Raw genomic sequence first — 18,675 nt, forward strand, 5'->3', positions numbered from 1 at the left:
AGTGTTTATGAGCATCATTCGTTTGCCAACTGTCAGCATCAGGTTTTTACCACTCTATATCGCTAAAATTAATTATTAGATCGTTGAAAATATTTTTGTTTTAGAAAAATTTCAGGGTTTTCAGAGATGAGCCATCCAGACGCTAATATCTGCTTTAAGCTAGCGGATCATCAGCGCTGCTTGACACTCTCCAGACAGTTTTTCTCGTTGTTGAACCAGAAGCTGGGTGTCCAGGCTGCCGTAAAGGCTCCATCTATTTGATGGTAGTTAAATGATAAAGGAGATGTGGATGCAATTTTCAAAACTTACCGAAAACCAAAAGTTTTTGGGTGCTTGTATAGCGATATTCATGTTGGGTACAGGAAGCGCTATTGCGTCAACAGGTAATGCGCCTGACAGCGTCGTGGCCAAGCTCAACATGGCGCTCATTCACTCCATGAAAATGGGACCATCCAGTAGCTATAAGAGTCGTTTTCACGCATTGTATCCCGAAATGATCCACGCCTATGATTTTTCAAAAATCGCGCACTACAGCCTGGGGACCGCGTGGGATAAACTGTCTGCTCCGGAAAAGAAGCAGTTTGTGCAGGCACTGACCCATTATTCTGTGGCAAATTATGCCGCGCATTTCACCCATTACGCCGGTCAAAAGTTTAGTAGCCCCATCTCCAATAGCGTGCCTGGCCACCGAATGATGGTCAGCACTACGTTGAAGTCCGGCAATGGCGGTAAAAACAATACGTTTGATTATCTGCTCAGCCAAAACCATGGCCAATGGAAAATTATCAATGTAATGACAGACGGCGTCAGCAACCTGGCGATGCAGAAAGCCGAATTTACGGGTGCTCTGAAAAAAGGCGGGATCCATGCACTGATGAATGGCATCAATAAACGCTCGGAAATGTTGGCCCACGCAGCACGATAATAGCTCCGTTCATTGGATGAATGGCGCTATCCATAAAGGAGATTATGATGAATAAAACACAGGTGAAAGGTCGGGTAAAACAGGTCAAAGGTACTGTCAAAGAAGTCGCCGGTAAAATTACCGGAAATGCTCAGCAAGAGGCTGAAGGTAAAGTCACAAAGGAAGCAGGAGAAGTACAAGAAAAATGGGGTGACTTCAAAGAGAAGCTGTCCGATTAAATGTTTTCTTGTCGCTCTTTATTGTGAAAATTATTAATGAACTAATCGGTAATTTTCTTGTCCAAATTGTTCCATGAGTAACAACTGGAGGTGAATATATGAGTAAAAATCCTATTATTGCCATCAATCAGTCAAAAGTAGCCAATCGGCCGGAAAGTTATGAAACCATGATGAAGGTTGGGCCTAAGGTTTGTATCACTACGGCCTCGCATCCCGGGTTTTTAGGTTTTGAACAATTATTGCAGACGGGCATTCATCCCATGGCCGGAAGATATGGTGGTGGCGCTGTAGATATGCATGAAACCCTGAATCCTATTTCCATGTTTCAGTACACCGTATGGAAAGACGTGAAGTCGCATGAAGAGATGCATCATGAAAACTTCAAGGAGATTTTTGAATTATGTGGAAGCTGTCTGGATATGGTCATAGAGGGACCCTGGGAACCCTATTATGAAGTCATTCGTTCCGATCTCCCCCTGATTATGGGTATGACCGATATCCCTGCAGTTTTAGGAAAGTCTTTCGCAGAGCAGAAGCCCGTACCTAAAGTGGCATTATCGGCAAAACGGAGTATTGCCATTGGTGACCATTGGGTGATGGACGGGCATGAGGAAGCTTTTGAAAAAGGCGCCATAGAGACGCTCACCTGGATGAAGGAAAATGTTCCGGGCATGATCGGCTGGATGGTCATGAAACAGTTTGGCGTTTCTGCCATAGGATCCTTTCAGTTTGATCCCAAAGGGATGCTGAAGGCCACGCTGGGTGCCAATCCACCGGAGTACAACACCAACTATGGCAGTCAGGTGCCTGATAAGCCACTGATTCCGGGACAGAAGCCAACGCAGTACTTGGTGCATATGGAATGGGAGTCTCCTGAACATGCACATATGGGCATAGCCCATGCGATGCTGGATTACGAGTTGCGGCAGATTCACAATGAGGGCGTACTTGCCCATTTGGATAAGGGGCCTTACTACATGCTTTTTGGACCCATGATGGAACAGGGGCAATGGCGTAAAAAACTGGTATTCTGATTTTCTTAAAAGTTAAATTATCCCCTTTCAATGTTTCGGTATATACATTGAAAGGGGTTTTTATTGTTAACTTTTTGATTGTTATTTATTTTTATCTTCTCTAATCAAGGTAACTGCAGCATTGTGACGAATGTAGTCAGCTCCCCAGTCCAATAATGCGAGTATCCGGTTTCGCCCACCAATAATTCCGTAGAGATGTACAAATAGCCAGAGTAGCCAAGCAGGCAGTCCTGTCAACTGCAGATGATAGCGGGGTATTTGGCATACGCCATCAAAGGCCTTGAGTACGGCCATACTCCCTGGATCTTTGTAGATGAATGGAGAAAGATGATCACTCTTTTTTCCACTAGTTATATGCTTTGCTACATGTTCTGCACTTTGAACGGCAAAAGGGGCTACTTGTGGCCATACCTTATCCTGATTTTCCCCATAGGCAAGATCACCTATTACATAGACGTTTGCGTGATCTATTAGCCTGCAATGTTGATCTACAGGAATTCTCCCATTATGCATTTTTTTTCCCGGTATTTGATGAATGAGAGGATGGGCAGTGACCCCGGCTGTCCATATCAGCGTTGCAGCTGGTATTTGAACGTCTCCGAGCCGCACTGTTTTTCCATCAAACCCATCTGCATGCTTTCCTAATAAAATATCGGCACCAAGATTTTGCAACTTCTCATAAGCCTTTTTTTGTAATTTTTCATCAAAACCAGGAAGTAGTGCGTCTCCACCCTGAACCAAAGTCACTTGGTATGTGGAATGGGAAAGCTCAGGATAGTCTCGAGGAATAATAATGCGTAACAATTCAAGCAGGGCACCACAAAATTCGACCCCCGTAGGGCCTCCTCCTGCTATGACAAAATGTAACAGGCGCCTCTGTTCTTCTTCAGAAACAGATGAGCTGGCTTTTTCCAGGGCCGCAATAATTCTGCTTTGAACATGCTCCGCAGCTTCTATATTTTTTAAATGAAGCGCATTCTCTGCAATTTCCTTGTTTCCGAAAAAATTGGTTACGGTTCCAAAGGAAAGAATTAATTTATCCCAAGAAATCTCAATGCCATCGGTGCAATGTATTTTGTTTTCATTCCAGTCGATTTTTTCAACGCAGCCCCAATGAAAGCGAATATTCGGTGCCCTCAGCAAGGGCCTCAGCGGAGATGCAATAGCATTGCTTTCCAGATCACCTACGGCAACCTGATAGAGCAGTGGCTGAAATAGATGATAATTGTGGCAATCTATAACCAATACCTGGTGCTCAGATTTGGCAAGACGCCTGGCAACATGTAATCCGCCAAATCCTGCACCGATAATCACTATTTTCTCTGAATTCTGCCTCATGGTTATGAAGTTTCCTGGTGCTGCCGGCTATTGCGCCAGGCCAGCCAGAGCAGTGGGATCGCCCATAGGGCGGAAAAAGTATAAATCTGATTCAGTGAAATGAAATGTTGCAGTGGTCCCAGTCCGGTAGAGCCGATGCCTTCGCCAATCATCAGCGCTCCAACCAATAGTCCAGCCATTTGCGTGCCCTCTTTGCCGTGTGCGGCTACTCCGAAAGCCATGCTGTAGGGGTAGTATATACCACAAGCCGCACCGGCGAGGGCAAATGCCAGTAACAGCGCCGTTGCACTGAGCAGATGGGGGATGATGATAAAGCAGGCCGCCAAACCGATAGGTGCCAGGCGATAAACCCAGCGTCGGGAAAGAAAGCGGTCGGGAATGCTGCCCAAAATGAAGCGGGCAACGGTCATACCTCCCCAGAACAGGGATAGTGCCAGGGCTCCGGTCGCGGCGGGAAGGTGATGGTCGACACTGACTAATACATTGGCCCAACTGCCAAAGCTGCCTTCACAGATCGCATAAATCACCACCGCAAAAGCGAAGGGCATCATGGAGCGTCGCCAGGCACGTAAGCCGCCCAGTTCGTGCGTATCTGTATCCTCCGCGAGTGGAAATAAGAGGAGAACGAACCAAAGCAAAAGAATGAGGGCAGGCCAGGCCACCCAGCTCAACCAGCTTTGCGCACCAGTCAGAATCATGGGCGAGACCGCAGTTGCTCCGCCAATAACGGCATTCAGAATGGTGACGGCCGCCGCCGCAGCGCCCGCAAAAAGCAGGGACGCAGCCCGATTGATGGCGGCATTAGTCAAGCCGAACCCGATACCGAGCATCAGTGTTTCAGCCAGCAGTAACAGCACAACGAACAGCCCGGTACTGAAAAAAGCCGCTACGAGTAAAGCCATGGCAACGGCATTGATAAGGGCTCCCAGACGAAACAGCCCCTTGCTGCCCAGGCGTTTATGAATGGCCCCCGCACTCAAAGCCGCCAATATGGCGCCGATGATTTCCGGAAAATACAACATGCCGTAAGTAGCATTACTCATATCGTAAGGTGCGCTGCGCAGGGTGGTACCCAGTGCTGGAATCAGCACAAAAGCAGCTCCCTGCAAAAAACCGGCAATATAAACGGCGCTGAGACCGCGTTTCATAGGGCGCCTTTGGCATGCTGAATAATATGCGCGCTGACGCGCAAGGCATTGGCCATGATGGTCAGTGAGGGATTGATCGCACTAATCGAGGGCATAAAGCTGGCATCCACCACATACAAATTGTCCAGATCATGCGCCTTGCAATGAGGATCAAGAACATTGTCGGCAGGATCTTCGCCAAAGCGGCAGGTTCCGACCTGATGGGCGGTGGCAGAAATATCCATGGCCTGAAAAAATACGCCCATGAACCCGGCTTTCTGCAGAATCTCCCGCCATTTCTGGCAGAGGCGCCGATGACTTTCGCGGTTTTTGGGGTTCCAGGCCAAACAGATGTTGCCATCGGTATCCAGAGTCACCCGGTTGTCGGGATCAGGCAGGTCTTCGGTGGTCAGCCACCAGTCTACGGAATGACTGGCCGTCCAGGCGCTGATGGGAATCGGCATGAGCGGCCGCTGCGCATGGAGCAGGGCCGGTGTGACCTTTCCCAGCCCCTGAATATGCCCCAGTGGATAAGGATAGTCCGGGTCTCCGGAGTCTTCATAAAAATCGTTCAAAGCCAGGGTTTTTTGAAAAATGCTGCGATTTTCCCGACCCGGTTTAATGGCCATGCAGGCGCTATTGAGATGGCACATATAATTGCGCCCAACCTGATCACTATGGTTAGCCAGTCCGGAAGGATATTTTTCCGACGCAGAAGCCAGCAGGAGAGCCGCACTATTGACCGCTCCTGCAGCCAAAACCACCAGCCGGGCCTTAAAGCTTCCCTGATCAGTCTCGACAGATTCCACCGTTTTGCCATTTTTACCATGGATCAGACGGCGCACCCGATGGCCGGTCAGCATCCGGACATTACTGTGTTGCAATGCGGGGCGGACACCGCACAGTTCCGCATCACCCTTGGCATGGAGCATACAGGGAAAGCCATCACAAGTCGGGCAGCGCACGCAGGGGCTTTGTTCAGGTTCATCGGCCAAACGGTGGAGTGCCAGGGGTAGGGGAAAGGGGTGATAGCCCATCTCGCGCAGAGCCTTATCCACCAAAGCGATATCTTCATCATGGGGAAACGGGGGGTAGGGATAAGCTTTGCGGGGGGCTTCAGTAGGATCGGCACCGGCCTCGCCGTGCGTGAAATACCAGGATTCGGCCTCATCATAAAAGGGTGCCAGATCATTATACGTGATGGGCCAGGCTCGGGTATCGCCACCCTGATGCTGGCGAAGCGCAAAATCCTTGGCGCGGCGACGCAAAACGGCTGCCCCGTAAAACTTGGTGTTGCCGCCGACATGATAGCCGGTGACCGGTGAGAAGGCTTTGCCGTCCTGATCATGCCACTGTTCATCGGTATGATAGCGGTGTTCGCCGAAAACTGTCTGGGGATCCCAGTTTCCCCATTCACGGGGTAAATAATCGCCGCGTTCAAGAATCAGAATTTGTAAACCAGAGTCCGCCAGGGCACGGGCCAGTGTTCCGCCACCCGCACCGCTGCCGATAATAATGACATCGGCATCCATCGTGTCATCCTCCGTGGCGGAAATCCGGATAAATCAACATGCCCCCATCTACAGCAAGGGTGGTGCCGGTGATGTAACTGGCGAGATCACTCGCCAGAAAAGCCACGACATTACCAATTTCCCGGGGCTTGCCGAGGCGACCCATGGAGATTTTTTTGTCGAGATCTTTCAACGACTGAGGATCGCTCCACACCGATTCGTTGATGGGTGTTTGAATAGCACCCGGGGCAAGGGCCACCACGCGAATGCCTTTGTCTGCGGTTTCCTGGGCCAGGGTTTTGGTGAACATGGATAATCCCGCCTTGGCGCTGGTGTAGGCACTATAGCCTTCCCAGGGAATGAATTCGTGCACCGAAGTAATATTGATGATGACACCGCCCTGGAGTTTTTCCATGCGCGGAATGGCTGCCCGGGCACAATAATAAGGACCGAGCAGATCAACGCTCAGTACTTTCTCCCAGATTTGCGGGTCATCATCTCCCACCAGGGCACGCGGCCCGTCCATACCAGCATTGTTGACCAGAATATCCAGGCCCCCAAAAGCCTGCTCGATTTGCTGTACCAGTTTTTCCACTGCGGCCGGATCAGAGATGTCTGCCTGGAATGATTGCGCTTTGCCGCCTGCCTTGCTGATGCTGTCGACTACGGCATCGGCCTCATCCTTGCCCTTGCGATAATGGACCGCCACTTCTGCGCCCGCTGCCGCCAGGGTTTCCGCAATAGCCCGTCCCAATCCACCACTGGCACCCGTGACTAAGGCCCGTCGTCCCTGCAAATCAAGATGAATCATGCCAAAGCTCCTGTAATATCCAGATGAAAATTTTCTCCGATCCAGTCTCCGCTTTCCTGCCAACGGATGGTGAATTGAACACTTTCTCCCTCGCTTAACGGTTTCAGGGGCAAAATGGCTACATGACCCAGTTCCCAGTCTTCCGAGTGGAGATCCTGCACATCCTGCCAGCCATTAATACCCCAATGAACCGTAAAAGGAGCGCGAAGCAGCACACGTAACTCCTGACCTGCCGGTAATTGCCGGGGCCTTTGCCGCAAGCGCCAAAGGCGGTAGTCAATATCCGGTTTTTTCCCTTGATAGCGTTTCCAGGTGGCTGCAGGCCGGTCTACGGGCTCCCCTTTTATGAAGCTGTGACACAGTTTGATATATTCACCGTGGGCCCAGACCAGTGGCATGGCGGAACCACTGGGGTGGCCCGGTTCCAGGCCTTTTTCCGGAATCGGGTCGGCTTCCCAGATTTGTTCGGGGAGTAGGCCACCTTTCCCGGTCATGGCGGCCATGGCTTCAATGTAGGGCAGGGCGCTTTCTCCAGCGGCCAGCGCGTAATGGCCGCGCTCTCCAACCAGCAATGGCCAGCCACGACCAATTCCGGTGCCATCAAAAGGGCTGCCATCCTGGTGTTCTCCGTAGCCATCGCCATTATAACGATGCCATACCGGACCACTGGGGGTGTCGGTTTTGAGCAGGGCATCCATCACCCTGACGGAGGTAACAATGTGAGGATCTGCTGCGCTGCGCAGTCCATATCGCACCAGTTGCAGAAAATCATTGGCTACCTGCTCGCTGGCGGGAAGATGCGGATCATGCGCCCGATTTTTGATCAACACCCACTCATCTTTGGCGCCATCCTGAACCAGCACATCTTCCGGCGTAATTCGCACAAAATAACCGGGTACCTGATACTGTCTGGCCAGATCCGTATCCTTCACAAAAGTCCAGTCTTCCAGCCGTGCATTCCAGTAGTCCGCCAGCATCAGTGCACATTCGGCGGTTTTACCGCCCAGTAATTCGGCACCCTCTACCAGCGCCGCAATGGCGACTGCCAGCGTAAAAGTATTGACGCCGCCATCTTCCTCCCAGCGATCCTGTCCGGTTACCGGGCCTTCGTGGGCAATAAAGTGCAGGGCACGCTGGACCATATCGGCTACGGCAATGTCTTCCAGGGCTTTATGCTGGCGGAGCAGCGCGGCCAGTAAAACGGGAAACCCGGTTTCATCCAGTTGAACACCTTGCCAAAATGGTTTGCCACCGAGCCACTGGTTTTGTAGCCAGTGACCATCAGCCTGCTGGGTGCTGATGAGATAAGTCAGCACCTGTCGGGCTTCCCGGGTAGCCCCCATGGCGACCAGGGCTCCGGCGCTTTCGACCAGGTCCCGGGACCAGACCAGATGATAGCCGCCGCGACTGGTACTGGCTTCACCCCAAGGCACCGAAAGGCTGGCGACCAGCGCGCCGGGAAAAGTCCGGTCTTCATGGACCTTCAGAATATTTTTGGAACGGGCATAAAGAGTTTTGGCCGTATCGGGAAGTTTGCTGGCGAAATTGCGGGGGCGGGGATGCTTTTTGTGCCAGGCCTGCCACAAATCCGTATAACTGGATGACGTGGCCTGGAAACCATTCGCCAGCGCGCTCCAGGCATTGGTCGCGGCGGCTTCTTTGCTGGAGCCCAGTCCTAAAGCCAGAGTACCCTGACGGGGCATTTGTCCGGCCAGGGCAACTTCACCGGGTCCGGCTTCCCCGTATTCCCAGAGCATGCGTCCATGCTCATGAAAATCCTGCCACAAGTCGCTGGCGACGACTTCCCCAACGCTGCAGCGTTCCAGCGCCGCGTAACCGGCAGAATTCCGGCAGGCGAGAGCCAGTCCGAAAGGACCCTGTTCTGCCCATAGTACCTTGCGACCTTCCCAGTTACCGACCCAGGCCCGATTGTTTTCGGCATCTTCCCCGAGTCGCGCTGAACACAACAGATAGGGGCGGAGACTGGAATCTCCTTCCAGCTGAAAATCGATGAGCAGCACATCGCGGTCAGGATCAGCACAGACCTTGATGGTAAAGTCAAAACGCGCGTGATGATGGCGGATGATCGGTAGCGGTACCTGCGGATCATCCAGTTCCAGAGCCGGCTCTGGCAGGGTTTTCAGTTCCTGCCAAAAGCTTTGATCATCGGCAATGATAAATCCGAGATCACGCACCTGCGGAATATCAATGCGCGGATAAAACACTTCGGTAATGATGCCGCTGCCGGTGGTGAACCATAGCTTGCTGCTGCCCAGTGCTGTCCCTACACAGGACTTCCGGGCGGTAGACCATACCGGATGACGCCACTGTGCTGCCGGTGCCTTACTGACTGATTCCATTTAATCACTCCTGGATGGATGTATTGAGGATTTCAAGGAACATTATAAAAAGGATAAGTTTTGTGCTTAAGTGATATAATTGGCACCCGTATACTCCGTTGAGCATCGGGATCCTTGGGCTTACGATATACAAAGGATAGTACAAGTGATCATCAAACGTCCGTCCTACATAAGGCTCGCAGCGGATTCTTGCGATCAATAATGGTGATACGCAACGACTCTCCACATAGCTCGCTCACTTTCTGGATTGAACCAGGCCGGCAAAATTACCATCAAGAACGACAACATGAGACTTCATATAGACGTTCTCTCCGCTTTTCATCATAAAATTGCAACAGTCAACATCCAAATAGGATGAATATCTTCTCAGCGAGGGAGAGGAGAGCAACGCTCACCTTCACGGTGTCAGATACCGTTGTTCAAGCCTAGGGGATTCTGCATCTCCCAAAACTTAGTCGAACAGCATATCTGCAGTCAGCCCTTCCGCTTTGATGCGGTCTCGTAATATTTCCAAAGCTTCTGATTGGATCTGGCGAACGCGTTCTCGCGAGACGCCCATGCGGTCCCCAACTTCTTTAAGGCTGTTTTCGTCTGTCCCATCGAGACCAAAACGCCAGAAAATCACTTGCCGATGTTTTTCTGGCATGTGCCCCACCCATTGATGAACGTGTGATGACAAATCACGCGTAGTTAAAGCTTCTTCTGTCCAACTGCTAGGATCAGGAATGATGTCGGCCAGAGAGCTGGCCCTGTCTTCATGACTATGCGGCGTATCCAGGGATGTCATCAGCACGTCTTTTTTGAGGTACTCATGAATTTCACTTACTGGCCATTTTATAGATTCTGCTATTTCTTCAGGCGTAGGTGTACGCTGTAAAATAGTCTCTAATTCCCGAGTGCTGCGTAAGATCGCGCTGAGTTTTTTCATAACGTGAACAGGGATACGGATCGTGCGTGCCTGATCCATTATGGCTCTCTCGATACTCTGACGAATCCACCAGGTAGCATAAGTCGAGAAACGAAAGCCTTTTTCGGGATCAAATTTTTCAACCGCACGCATCAGCCCCAGGTTCCCTTCTTCAATCAAATCCAGAAGGGGAAAATCATGTCGTACGTAACGCTTGGCTAAATTGACCACCAGACGGAGATTACTGACGATCATCATGTTTCTAGCATCCATGTCTCCGGCCTGGACCTGCCGGCCAAGAGCAATCTCTTCTGCTGCCGTCATTAAATCTTGTCGACGGATTTCTCTCAGATAGCAATGTATGGAATCAGTATCAGATGATTCTTCGATATTCTCTTTCATCTTTGCCTTTTGAACTTACAGATAGTTTTTCCTTGCCACTACTCTTTAATTTCCTTCAGGGTCAAAAAGGGGCCAATTTATTGCTTATCGCTATCCATCAACAAATTTTTAAGCATCACATGCAAATAGCTTTTTTGTGCTTCACGACTTAAAGTGCACACTTCCTGCAATCGGGATTCTATCCAGGCTAATGCCTTCGTCTTGTTGCCCCTATGATCAAGGAGATTCGTCCAGTCTGTTTCGCTGATCCCAAAGTCGAGCAACACCTGACCACTTTGAAGCGATGGCTCAACGGATGTTGAAAAGGAGCTGCCGGTTGTTTTGTGACGTTGCAAATTCACGGGTGTCCTCCTCGTGGTGGCAACCAAAAACCCTAGTGCTGTATGTGATTGTAATGTTACTGTCTGTAAAGACATAACGATAGTTATTGATATGGCAATCTATTACGTTGAGGTTATCGACGGATCCTGGATCCCACGCGTAAGGGTGAAAGTCCCCCATGACTTATCGCTTCAATACAAGCGATGAAATTTTTCCAGTAGGGCTAGGCTCATCTCTGTAGCGGCTGTTAGGCGCCTCATACGTTCAGCCTCGTAGGCCAACCCAATGAAATATTGACTGGAATAGAGTCGTTACAGAATCATTCTAGAGCAAATGCTGATAGGTTCATTCAGTTCTTGGGCACGATCTCGATTTCATTAGGAAATCCACCACGACAGAACTTTATCTATATTTCACGGTCTACCCCTGATAGCTTTAGGGATATTTTTGCGTATCTACATGTAAGGAGATTTTGATGAAGCTAGAAAAACTGGGCGATGGTAATTATCGATTAAGTATGACCAAGTCTGAGGCGGATAAGGTGTCTGATGCACTCCTCAAAAAGGCTGGAGACTTTAATCGGTCTACTTTGGATTTTGCCTATCTTTCCGCAGAGGCTGTACTTTCCATGGAAAATAATTTCCGTCAACCAAAGTCATTTTGGCAAGGAGCATCTCATGCAGGTTAATGTTGAGGATAAGATGGTTGTAGCGACAATGAGCAAAAGGGAAGTCGGCAAGATTATGGAGTCATTGGCTAGTATGTCGTCTATATCTGGGGACTTAAAACCATTTCAAGAATTATTCACCGGAATCGGTATCCCAAACAAAACACGTGGTGAGGTCCGGCATGAATGGGGTGACCCACTTGATATGGATCCAGATATTGGTCCGGCATAACTGGCAAAAATGTCTGCGCAGTTGCTGACGGACACCTCGAAAACCCCTCATTCCAATACATGTTGTCAAACAGCGCCAGTGATTGGCCAGTTTTCAGCAGAAATTGGCGTCTGGATCGTTCACCCTTGAAAGCATCAGTATTCTTCTAATATACAAAATATTTCAATGCACTAATGATTTATATTTCGCAATATGAGATGGTAAAAACCTGATGCTGAAAGATGGTTAATGAATGACGCTGATTAACACAGTATTACGGCTCTATTGTGGATAACCAGCGCCAGGGCTGTGGGAACAAGGTGCTGCATAACGTGGCGGGAGGCACTATCGGGGTTCTGGAAGGGAACGGGGGGGATCTTCGTATCGGTCTTTCTGAACAGTCCTTGCGGGATAGTAACGGAGGGCTTCAGCACGAGCCATTGCGTTTGTCTGCCTTCATTGAAGCGCCAACGGAGGTGATGGATCGCATCATCGGGAATAGCACGATTCTGGGCCAGCTTGTTGATAATCGCTGGCTCACTATTGCGCAAATTGCTCCCGATGGCAGTCTTTTGGAGCGTCGCGCACAAAATCGGTGGGTTTTGATGTGCTGACTGTTTACAGGGAGTTAATATCCATTTTATCAATCAGCAATTAAGAGGGATTCGGGAAAGGAACCGTTCAATCGCAGGTAAACCGCAATACAAAAATCAGTGCCCACGTCGGCGCAAATAGCGTTCCAGCAGGGTCGATGTGGACTCATCATGGGGATGTTGGGTTTTACCCTGCATATCAGAAACAATGCGCTGAGCCAGCACCTTACCCAATTCCACACCCCACTGATCAAAAGAGTCAATGCCCCAGATGATCCCCTGAGTGAATACGCTGTGTTCATACAAAGCAACCAGTGTACCCAGACTATACGGACTCAGGGCATCCACGAGAAGCACGCTACTCGGACGGTTTCCGGCAAACGTGCGGAAGGGAACTTGCGCTTCGGAAACGCCCTCAGCACGCAATTCCTCCGCCGTTTTGCCAAAAGCCAAAGCCTCTGCCTGGGCAATCAGATTCGCCATCAACAATTCATGCGGTTCTGCTGAAGCACTGAGGGGATGACAAAAACCAATGAAATCGCAGGGAATCAATCGCGTACCCTGATGAATCAGCTGATAAAAAGAATGTTGTCCATCGGTTCCCGGCTCGCCCCAGATAATGGGACCACTATCTACGGACAGCAGTTGCCCGGCTTCATCGACACTTTTACCATTACTTTCCATTTGTAGCTGCTGTAAATAGGCCGGAAAACGTGCCAGATCATAAGCATAAGGTAAAATAGCCTGGGTTTGCGCTCCCCAGAAATTGTTGTACCAGATGGACATAAGGCCCAGTAACACCGGCAGATTCTTTTCCAGCGGCGCATTCTGGAAATGCATATCCATGGCATGAAAACCGGCGAGCATTTCCTGAAAATGCTGCACCCCCACGCCGAGCATGGTGGACAAGCCAATAGCCGAATCCATGGAATAGCGCCCCCCCACCCAGTCCCAGAAGCCGAACATATGTTCAGTATCCATACCAAAGGCCTTGACGGCTTCAGCATTGGTGGAAACCGCCACAAAATGCCGGGAAACTGCGTCTTCGCCCAAAGCAGAGGCAATCCAGTGCCGGGCGGCATGGGCATTGGTCATGGTTTCCAGCGTGGTAAACGTCTTGGATGAAATAATGAACAGGGTTTCTGCAGGATCCAGATGCGCCGTCACATCGCTGAGCGTCGCGCCATCCACGTTAGCCACAAAATGCAGATGAACATCAGTATTACGGTAGGCACGCAGGGCTTTCCAGGCCATTTCCGGACCCAGGTAAGAACCGCCAATACCAATATTCACAATCTGCCGAATCGGCTGACCGGTGGCCCCCCGCCAGGACTGTTCATGAATGGCCCGGGTAAAACGGGCCATATGCTCCAGCACCTGATGCACTTCAGGGACAACGTCCACCCCCTCGGTCCGCATGACCGTACCCCTGGGTGCCCGCAAAGCCACATGAAATGCGGCCCTTCCCTCGGTATGGTTGATTTTTTCCCCGGCAAACATGGCGTCGCGGCGCGCTTCCAGATCACGACTGTGGGCAAGATCAAAAAGCAGATTCAGGGTTTCCCGACGCAGCAAATGCTTGGAGTAATCCAGATAAATGCCGCAGGCTTCTGCCGAAAAACGCCCGGCCCGCTGGGGGTCTTCCTGAAAAAGCTGACGCAGAGTGACATGTTCCAAAGACTGGCGATGCTCTTGTAAACGTCGCCAGGCAGGTAGATTACAGAGTACAGCCGACATGGACAACCTCGTGAAAAAAATTAAATAACGAACAGCTTAATTGTAGTACACTTTGCCGAAAGCACATGATATAAAATAGATCATGAAGTTATGGCATTGCACAGTGCTCGCAAGCTGTAGCTGGCTCAGAAAACCCAAGGCTATTTACGTGCTAACTATGTCAGTGTGAAATGATTGTGTGAGTTATAATATTTTCCAGTGGGACGTATTTGTCCAAATATAAAGCCGTAAAAAAAGTAAAAATCCGTTTATTGCTATCAGTAAGCAAAAAATCCCACACAAACACTAAATTCATTTAACAAAAAATTATCTAATCGGTAAAATCAAACTGACAAGAGTACATGGAGAAAAGTCAACTACAAGATGAAGGGCACGAGCAGATTCAGGTTGTTTTTGCTGGATCTTGAATCCATTCCAGGAACTTATCCAGAATCCTCGAACGTCTACCGGGTAATGGTGCAGCCATAAAATTGAGACAAATCATATCGTGAGTTTCCAGCGTGGCCGTGGATACCTTCCAATCCGAGCGTAGCGTCAGTACTTTTTTACTCATGAAACCCACACCCAGATTGGCACTAACCAAAGAACCGACTGACTCAATATCAGCAACCTCAATATATCGCTCTAAAATGATATTACGTTTTTTGAACTCCTTTTCCACAGCATTACGAACGCCAGAGCCAGGTTCTCGCCAGATAATAGAGTAGTCTTTTATTTCTTCAAATGTGAGATCCGTTCTTTGCGCTAAAGAATGGTTCAGAGGAGTAACCAGAACTATTTCATTATCCTGCCAGGGAATGCTATCAAAATAATCAGGCAATTCCGGAATATCGCTATTTCCTTCATAAAAAAATAAATCCACATCACCAGCTGCAACATCATGCATATATCTTTCACCACTTTTTATATGCAAATTAATGTGTGGATATTCAAGTCGAAACCGTGATAGGTAAGGAATCAAAAAATAATTGGTGATAAGGCTGGTCGAAACAATATTCAGATTGCCTTCAGCAAGCGTTTTGCGACGTTTGATGACACTTTCGATGTCACGCAAAACTCTGCGAAGTCTTTCGATATCCGGTATCAAACGTGCACCTGCCTGAGTCAGGCTTACCCCATTGACTTCGCGTGTATATAACGGTTCACCAACCTCCTCAGTCAATTTTCGAAGCCGCTCAGAAATGGCAGACTGACCGCGATTGAGGTGATCTGCTGCAGCACTGATGCTACCGTACTGTGCGACGGCCAAGAGGGAAAGGAGCTGTTCGTCGTCTACCATTATCGATTTCTCCGGTAAGGATCACAAAAATACACGTTTGCCCACAGATCGAAAATATCATTAAAGTGAGCAGTAGGCCACAGGTATGGTGTCGAGGGAGGAGGGTTCAAGAATGATCTACGGTATTGTATCTCATCTCGGTCAACACCCAGATCCAAACGATTTACTGGACAGCTGAAAGAAGATAGAAAAAAGTGTTTTAATAATGAGTTATGAACGGTAAGACCTTCACCATGCGGCAAGATGAAGGTCAGTCCCACTGAAATCTGCAGGAGCTTGAAAGGATGAACGAGTTGGATGCCGAAATAACTCTTGGTATGACCAAGCCAAAGCACCATTGTACGCATTCAGAATATGGGCCAGAGACGTATAAGCCTCAAAGTGCCATTCAAACTTACCTCAAGGAAATATCATACCATAGCCTTTTAACGAAAACGGAAGAAATACAGTTAGGTCGGCTTATTCAACAGGGAGACTATGAGGCCTGGAAGCAGCTTGTAGAGTCGAATCTCCGCCTGGTTGTACAGATTGCCCGCAGATATGGGGAAAAAAACTGTCTTACGTTGTTGGATATAATCGAAGAAGGGAATCTGGGATTGTTACACGCCGCCAAAAAGTTCGATCCGGAGCGCGGTTACAGGTTTTCGACATACGCCACGATATGGATCCGAGAATACATAGAACGCGCCATTATGGACAAGTCCCGCATGATTCGCCTGCCTATTTATATTATCAAAAAGCTTCGCGCCACACTAAATTCAAACAGTGATACAGAAGAAACAAAAAACGAAGCTCAGAACCATCTCAATGAACGGGTTATCCCTTTAAATTACTCAACTGATCCAAACGATAAGAAAAATCTTGAGGAGGTGATTGCTGATCACGAAACAATATCCATTGAAGATCAATGTCAAAGCAAAGAATTCGAGGTTATGGTGCATAGATGGATGAATGACTTAGCGTCGCCTCAACGGGAGATTGTGGAGCTGTACTTCGGCATTAATCCACTAGGGCCTTTAAATAATAAAGAAATTGGTGAGATTTTTGGTTTTAGCGCGCAGCAAGCGAGCAAAATCAGAAAATCAGCATTGGATGAATTAAGTCAAATGGCATTCCAACGCGATAAATTTAACTAAAAAGAAAAATACCTTTGATTATAGAGCATATTTTTTGAATCCCCTAAACAGGAGCATTAATGAAAACAGATAGGGTCAATTCAAGAAATCATAGAGTTATATCAATTATACAGTATCTTGCCCCAGGATATTTTGCCGTTGTCATGGCAACAGGAGCTATCGCTTTATCAGCAAAAATTATAGGCGTTACCACTCTTCCCAATGTATTACTCTGGATTAACGTAATAATCTATCTATTCTTATGGATAATGCTTACTATGCGCATCATTAAATTTCCAGAGATTATAATGGATGATTTTAGAGATCTTGGGCGCGGCACGGGATTTTTAACTATAGTCGCTGGTTCTGCAATACTTGGCAGTCAATTTATTCTTCTTGATAACCAGGATTTAATCGGTATTATCCTACTAGGATTCGCGGGGATATTATGGTTGATATTAAACTATGGTTTAATTTTTGGCTTCATTACAAAAATTAAAAAGCCTTCTTTTGAGAAAGAAATTGGCGGGTCATGGTTACTCATTACCGTGTCCATTCAATCCATCGCTGTTTTGCTTTCTGTTCTTGAATTAAAAAAAAGTCTATCCCGTTTTCCATGCTTTAATTTTACTGATTTGTCATTATGGCTTCTGGGAGACGCCTTTTATATTCTGATTATACTATTTATATTCTATCGTATGGTTTTCCTTAAATTTTCTGCAAATGATCTAGCGCCTACCTATTGGATCAACATGGGAGCAGCATCTATCTCTACTCTTGCTGGCTCATTGATTGCAACGTGCTCAAAAAATTCTGCCTCATTACACGTTCTCATTCCTTTTATAAATGGTTTTACACTATTGTTCTGGTCAGCTGCAACCTGGTGGATCCCGTTACTAATTATTTTAGGGTGGTGGCGTTTTGTTGTGCATAAGGTACAGTTCATTTACGATGCGTCCTATTGGGGTATGGTTTTTCCTCTTGGTATGTATTCTTTATGTACGTTACATATCGAAAAATTATTTGACTTCTCATTTTTGCTTCCTGTGGCAACACTTTTCTTTTTTTTAGCATTGGTTGCATGGGCGATTACTATGCTTGCCTTTTTTTATAAAACATACAACTATTTTTTTAGAATGAGTGGGTAACGAGTTTTAAAAATTATTTAAACACCTTATCATATAACTTTACAATTAATTCGTGTGCAAAGCTTTATTACTATTTTGTCTCGCGATATGCTTGGTCTACTGACTTAAAATGGGCGTCAAGCCCTATCAATCCTACTTGTTGGAGGCGTTTTATGTACTCTTCTATTTTGCTTAAGAAATCACGCTTAATTGCTGCTTGTATCCTCATCTTTATATCTGGTAATAGTGATGCATGGGCGAACAAAATAAGTGCGCCAGAAATGGTTATTATCCATCTTAATAATGCACTCATTGCCACAATGAAACTAGGTCCGCATAGCAGCTTTCAACAACGCTACAGAAAACTATATGGGACAGTTAGTAAAAGTTTTAATTTTACTGAAATTGCACGTTATAGTCTAGGTCGTTCCTGGTATAAATTATCTACACCAGAACGACATCAATTTTTACAATCATTGAAAGACTATTCTGTTGCAAATTATGCGGTTCACTTTGATCGCTACGCTGGTCAGCGATTTACTTTACCCACTTCCAGCAGTATGAATAGTCATCAAGTCATAGTTAAAACGACCTTAATCTCTCCTGATTCAGGGCAGAAGAATACCTTTGCCTATTTGCTTCGTCAACACAATGGTCGTTGGCAGATTATTAACGTGGTTACGGATGGTGTGAGCAGTCTGGCTATGCAAAAGGCTGAATTAACCACCCTCTTAAAGCGGGAAGGTTTTAGTGCGCTTATAAATAAACTAAATGCTTATTCTGCAAATGCTTCAAACAAACCACATTAACCACCAGAATTTTTTGGCCAGTCGCCCGGCCTTTTGGGTTATCTAATGAGCAGCTTTATGACATGAACGATATGAAGTGGACCACCACTCTGATTGGGATTCCCGATGCCGCCCTGGACCCGCCTCACGGGGTGGAGGTCTGTCCGGATTGTGGACTGATTCAGCGTTTGCCGCCTCTACAAG

Annotated in this window: 17 protein-coding genes and 1 pseudogene; 9 read left to right on the forward strand and 9 right to left on the reverse strand. The window is 47.9% G+C overall.

Annotated elements, in window-relative coordinates; all coding sequences use genetic code 11:
• Positions 1 to 289 precede the first annotated feature (289 nt).
• The 3 genes from HAP95_RS04365 (at position 290) to HAP95_RS04375 (ending at position 2,177) form a co-directional block, all read left to right on the forward strand.
• Positions 290 to 925, forward strand: a complete 636-nt coding sequence (locus HAP95_RS04365; protein WP_024895510.1) for an ABC transporter substrate-binding protein — start codon at positions 290 to 292, stop codon at positions 923 to 925.
• A gap of 47 nt (positions 926 to 972) precedes the next feature.
• Positions 973 to 1,143 (forward strand): CsbD family protein, encoded by a 171-nt coding sequence (locus HAP95_RS04370; RefSeq protein WP_024895511.1) that lies wholly within the window; start codon positions 973 to 975, stop codon positions 1,141 to 1,143.
• Between the two features lie 98 nt (positions 1,144 to 1,241).
• Entirely contained in the window at positions 1,242 to 2,177 is a 936-nt protein-coding gene (locus HAP95_RS04375) for a sulfur oxygenase reductase family protein (protein WP_065973825.1), read from the forward strand.
• A gap of 81 nt (positions 2,178 to 2,258) precedes the next feature.
• Here HAP95_RS04375 and HAP95_RS04380 read toward each other — a convergent pair whose 3' ends face one another.
• From HAP95_RS04380 to HAP95_RS04410, 7 genes are all read right to left on the reverse strand, one after another.
• On the reverse strand, positions 2,259 to 3,515 hold the full coding sequence (locus HAP95_RS04380) for an NAD(P)/FAD-dependent oxidoreductase (RefSeq protein ID WP_065973824.1): 1,257 nt from the start codon (positions 3,513 to 3,515) through the stop codon (positions 2,259 to 2,261).
• A gap of 2 nt (positions 3,516 to 3,517) precedes the next feature.
• The gene (locus tag HAP95_RS04385; RefSeq protein WP_215883111.1) at positions 3,518 to 4,663 is read right to left on the reverse strand and encodes an MFS transporter; all 1,146 of its coding nucleotides are present in this window, start codon (positions 4,661 to 4,663) and stop codon (positions 3,518 to 3,520) included.
• On the reverse strand, positions 4,660 to 6,174 hold the full coding sequence (locus tag HAP95_RS04390; protein WP_215883112.1) for a GMC oxidoreductase: 1,515 nt from the start codon (positions 6,172 to 6,174) through the stop codon (positions 4,660 to 4,662). The genes HAP95_RS04385 and HAP95_RS04390 overlap by 4 nt, the downstream gene beginning before the upstream one ends.
• 4 nt (positions 6,175 to 6,178) lie before the next feature.
• Positions 6,179 to 6,964, reverse strand: a complete 786-nt coding sequence (locus HAP95_RS04395) for a glucose 1-dehydrogenase (RefSeq protein ID WP_010638581.1) — start codon at positions 6,962 to 6,964, stop codon at positions 6,179 to 6,181.
• A complete protein-coding gene (locus tag HAP95_RS04400) occupies positions 6,961 to 9,324 on the reverse strand; it encodes a glycoside hydrolase family 15 protein (protein WP_215883113.1) in 2,364 nt (787 codons plus the stop codon). Before HAP95_RS04400 ends, HAP95_RS04395 begins: the two co-directional genes overlap by 4 nt.
• A gap of 451 nt (positions 9,325 to 9,775) precedes the next feature.
• The gene (locus HAP95_RS04405; protein WP_077272973.1) at positions 9,776 to 10,633 is read right to left on the reverse strand and encodes a sigma-70 family RNA polymerase sigma factor; all 858 of its coding nucleotides are present in this window, start codon (positions 10,631 to 10,633) and stop codon (positions 9,776 to 9,778) included.
• Between the two features lie 77 nt (positions 10,634 to 10,710).
• The gene (locus HAP95_RS04410) at positions 10,711 to 10,974 is read right to left on the reverse strand and encodes a hypothetical protein (protein WP_215883114.1); all 264 of its coding nucleotides are present in this window, start codon (positions 10,972 to 10,974) and stop codon (positions 10,711 to 10,713) included.
• A gap of 455 nt (positions 10,975 to 11,429) precedes the next feature.
• Here HAP95_RS04410 and HAP95_RS04415 point away from each other — a divergent pair, with 455 nt between their 5' ends.
• The 3 genes and pseudogenes from HAP95_RS04415 to HAP95_RS04425 form a co-directional block, all read left to right on the forward strand.
• Entirely contained in the window at positions 11,430 to 11,642 is a 213-nt protein-coding gene (locus HAP95_RS04415) for a hypothetical protein (protein WP_024895500.1), read from the forward strand.
• On the forward strand, positions 11,632 to 11,853 hold the full coding sequence (locus tag HAP95_RS04420; protein WP_024895501.1) for a hypothetical protein: 222 nt from the start codon (positions 11,632 to 11,634) through the stop codon (positions 11,851 to 11,853). Before HAP95_RS04415 ends, HAP95_RS04420 begins: the two co-directional genes overlap by 11 nt.
• 260 nt (positions 11,854 to 12,113) lie before the next feature.
• A pseudogene (locus HAP95_RS04425) lies at positions 12,114 to 12,446 on the forward strand (putative inorganic carbon transporter subunit DabA); the annotation flags it as partial.
• Between the two features lie 96 nt (positions 12,447 to 12,542).
• Here HAP95_RS04425 and pgi read toward each other — a convergent pair.
• Together pgi and HAP95_RS04435 are read right to left on the reverse strand one after the other, a co-directional pair.
• Positions 12,543 to 14,162 carry a glucose-6-phosphate isomerase gene (pgi, locus tag HAP95_RS04430; RefSeq protein ID WP_215883115.1) on the reverse strand — a complete coding sequence of 540 codons (1,620 nt, stop codon included), beginning with the start codon at positions 14,160 to 14,162 and terminating at the stop codon, positions 12,543 to 12,545.
• A 382-nt stretch (positions 14,163 to 14,544) separates the two neighbouring features.
• On the reverse strand, positions 14,545 to 15,441 hold the full coding sequence (locus HAP95_RS04435; protein ID WP_215883116.1) for a LysR family transcriptional regulator: 897 nt from the start codon (positions 15,439 to 15,441) through the stop codon (positions 14,545 to 14,547).
• A 284-nt stretch (positions 15,442 to 15,725) separates the two neighbouring features.
• Between HAP95_RS04435 and HAP95_RS04440 the strand changes: the two genes are divergently transcribed.
• The 3 genes from HAP95_RS04440 to HAP95_RS04450 all read left to right on the forward strand — a co-directional run bounded on the left by HAP95_RS04440 (position 15,726) and on the right by HAP95_RS04450 (position 18,492).
• Positions 15,726 to 16,577 (forward strand): sigma-70 family RNA polymerase sigma factor, encoded by an 852-nt coding sequence (locus HAP95_RS04440; protein WP_065974451.1) that lies wholly within the window; start codon positions 15,726 to 15,728, stop codon positions 16,575 to 16,577.
• 59 nt (positions 16,578 to 16,636) lie between these two features.
• Positions 16,637 to 17,704 carry a tellurite resistance/C4-dicarboxylate transporter family protein gene (locus HAP95_RS04445; RefSeq protein ID WP_065974450.1) on the forward strand — a complete coding sequence of 356 codons (1,068 nt, stop codon included), beginning with the start codon at positions 16,637 to 16,639 and terminating at the stop codon, positions 17,702 to 17,704.
• A 152-nt stretch (positions 17,705 to 17,856) separates the two neighbouring features.
• A complete protein-coding gene (locus HAP95_RS04450; RefSeq protein ID WP_077273588.1) occupies positions 17,857 to 18,492 on the forward strand; it encodes an ABC transporter substrate-binding protein in 636 nt (211 codons plus the stop codon).
• Positions 18,493 to 18,675: the final 183 nt, after the last annotated feature.

It is taken from the genome of Acidithiobacillus sulfurivorans, assembly GCF_018853815.1.
Lineage (GTDB): Bacteria > Pseudomonadota > Gammaproteobacteria > Acidithiobacillales > Acidithiobacillaceae > Acidithiobacillus > Acidithiobacillus sulfurivorans.

What these genes read in the sequence shown, in the direction of transcription:
- HAP95_RS04420 (WP_024895501.1), top strand. Translation starts at nt 11,632, where the DNA reads ATGCAGGTTAATGTTGAGGATAAGATGGTTGTAGCGACAATGAGCAAA.
- HAP95_RS04390 (WP_215883112.1), bottom strand. Translation starts at nt 6,174, where the DNA reads ATGGATGCCGATGTCATTATTATCGGCAGCGGTGCGGGTGGCGGAACA.
- HAP95_RS04440 (WP_065974451.1), top strand. Translation starts at nt 15,726, where the DNA reads ATGAACGAGTTGGATGCCGAAATAACTCTTGGTATGACCAAGCCAAAG.
- HAP95_RS04450 (WP_077273588.1), top strand. Translation starts at nt 17,857, where the DNA reads ATGTACTCTTCTATTTTGCTTAAGAAATCACGCTTAATTGCTGCTTGT.
- HAP95_RS04370 (WP_024895511.1), top strand. Translation starts at nt 973, where the DNA reads ATGAATAAAACACAGGTGAAAGGTCGGGTAAAACAGGTCAAAGGTACT.
- HAP95_RS04395 (WP_010638581.1), bottom strand. Translation starts at nt 6,964, where the DNA reads ATGATTCATCTTGATTTGCAGGGACGACGGGCCTTAGTCACGGGTGCC.
- pgi (WP_215883115.1), bottom strand. Translation starts at nt 14,162, where the DNA reads ATGTCGGCTGTACTCTGTAATCTACCTGCCTGGCGACGTTTACAAGAG.
- HAP95_RS04365 (WP_024895510.1), top strand. Translation starts at nt 290, where the DNA reads ATGCAATTTTCAAAACTTACCGAAAACCAAAAGTTTTTGGGTGCTTGT.
- HAP95_RS04375 (WP_065973825.1), top strand. Translation starts at nt 1,242, where the DNA reads ATGAGTAAAAATCCTATTATTGCCATCAATCAGTCAAAAGTAGCCAAT.
- HAP95_RS04435 (WP_215883116.1), bottom strand. Translation starts at nt 15,441, where the DNA reads ATGGTAGACGACGAACAGCTCCTTTCCCTCTTGGCCGTCGCACAGTAC.
- HAP95_RS04385 (WP_215883111.1), bottom strand. Translation starts at nt 4,663, where the DNA reads ATGAAACGCGGTCTCAGCGCCGTTTATATTGCCGGTTTTTTGCAGGGA.
- HAP95_RS04405 (WP_077272973.1), bottom strand. Translation starts at nt 10,633, where the DNA reads ATGAAAGAGAATATCGAAGAATCATCTGATACTGATTCCATACATTGC.
- HAP95_RS04400 (WP_215883113.1), bottom strand. Translation starts at nt 9,324, where the DNA reads ATGGAATCAGTCAGTAAGGCACCGGCAGCACAGTGGCGTCATCCGGTA.
- HAP95_RS04415 (WP_024895500.1), top strand. Translation starts at nt 11,430, where the DNA reads ATGAAGCTAGAAAAACTGGGCGATGGTAATTATCGATTAAGTATGACC.
- HAP95_RS04445 (WP_065974450.1), top strand. Translation starts at nt 16,637, where the DNA reads ATGAAAACAGATAGGGTCAATTCAAGAAATCATAGAGTTATATCAATT.
- HAP95_RS04380 (WP_065973824.1), bottom strand. Translation starts at nt 3,515, where the DNA reads ATGAGGCAGAATTCAGAGAAAATAGTGATTATCGGTGCAGGATTTGGC.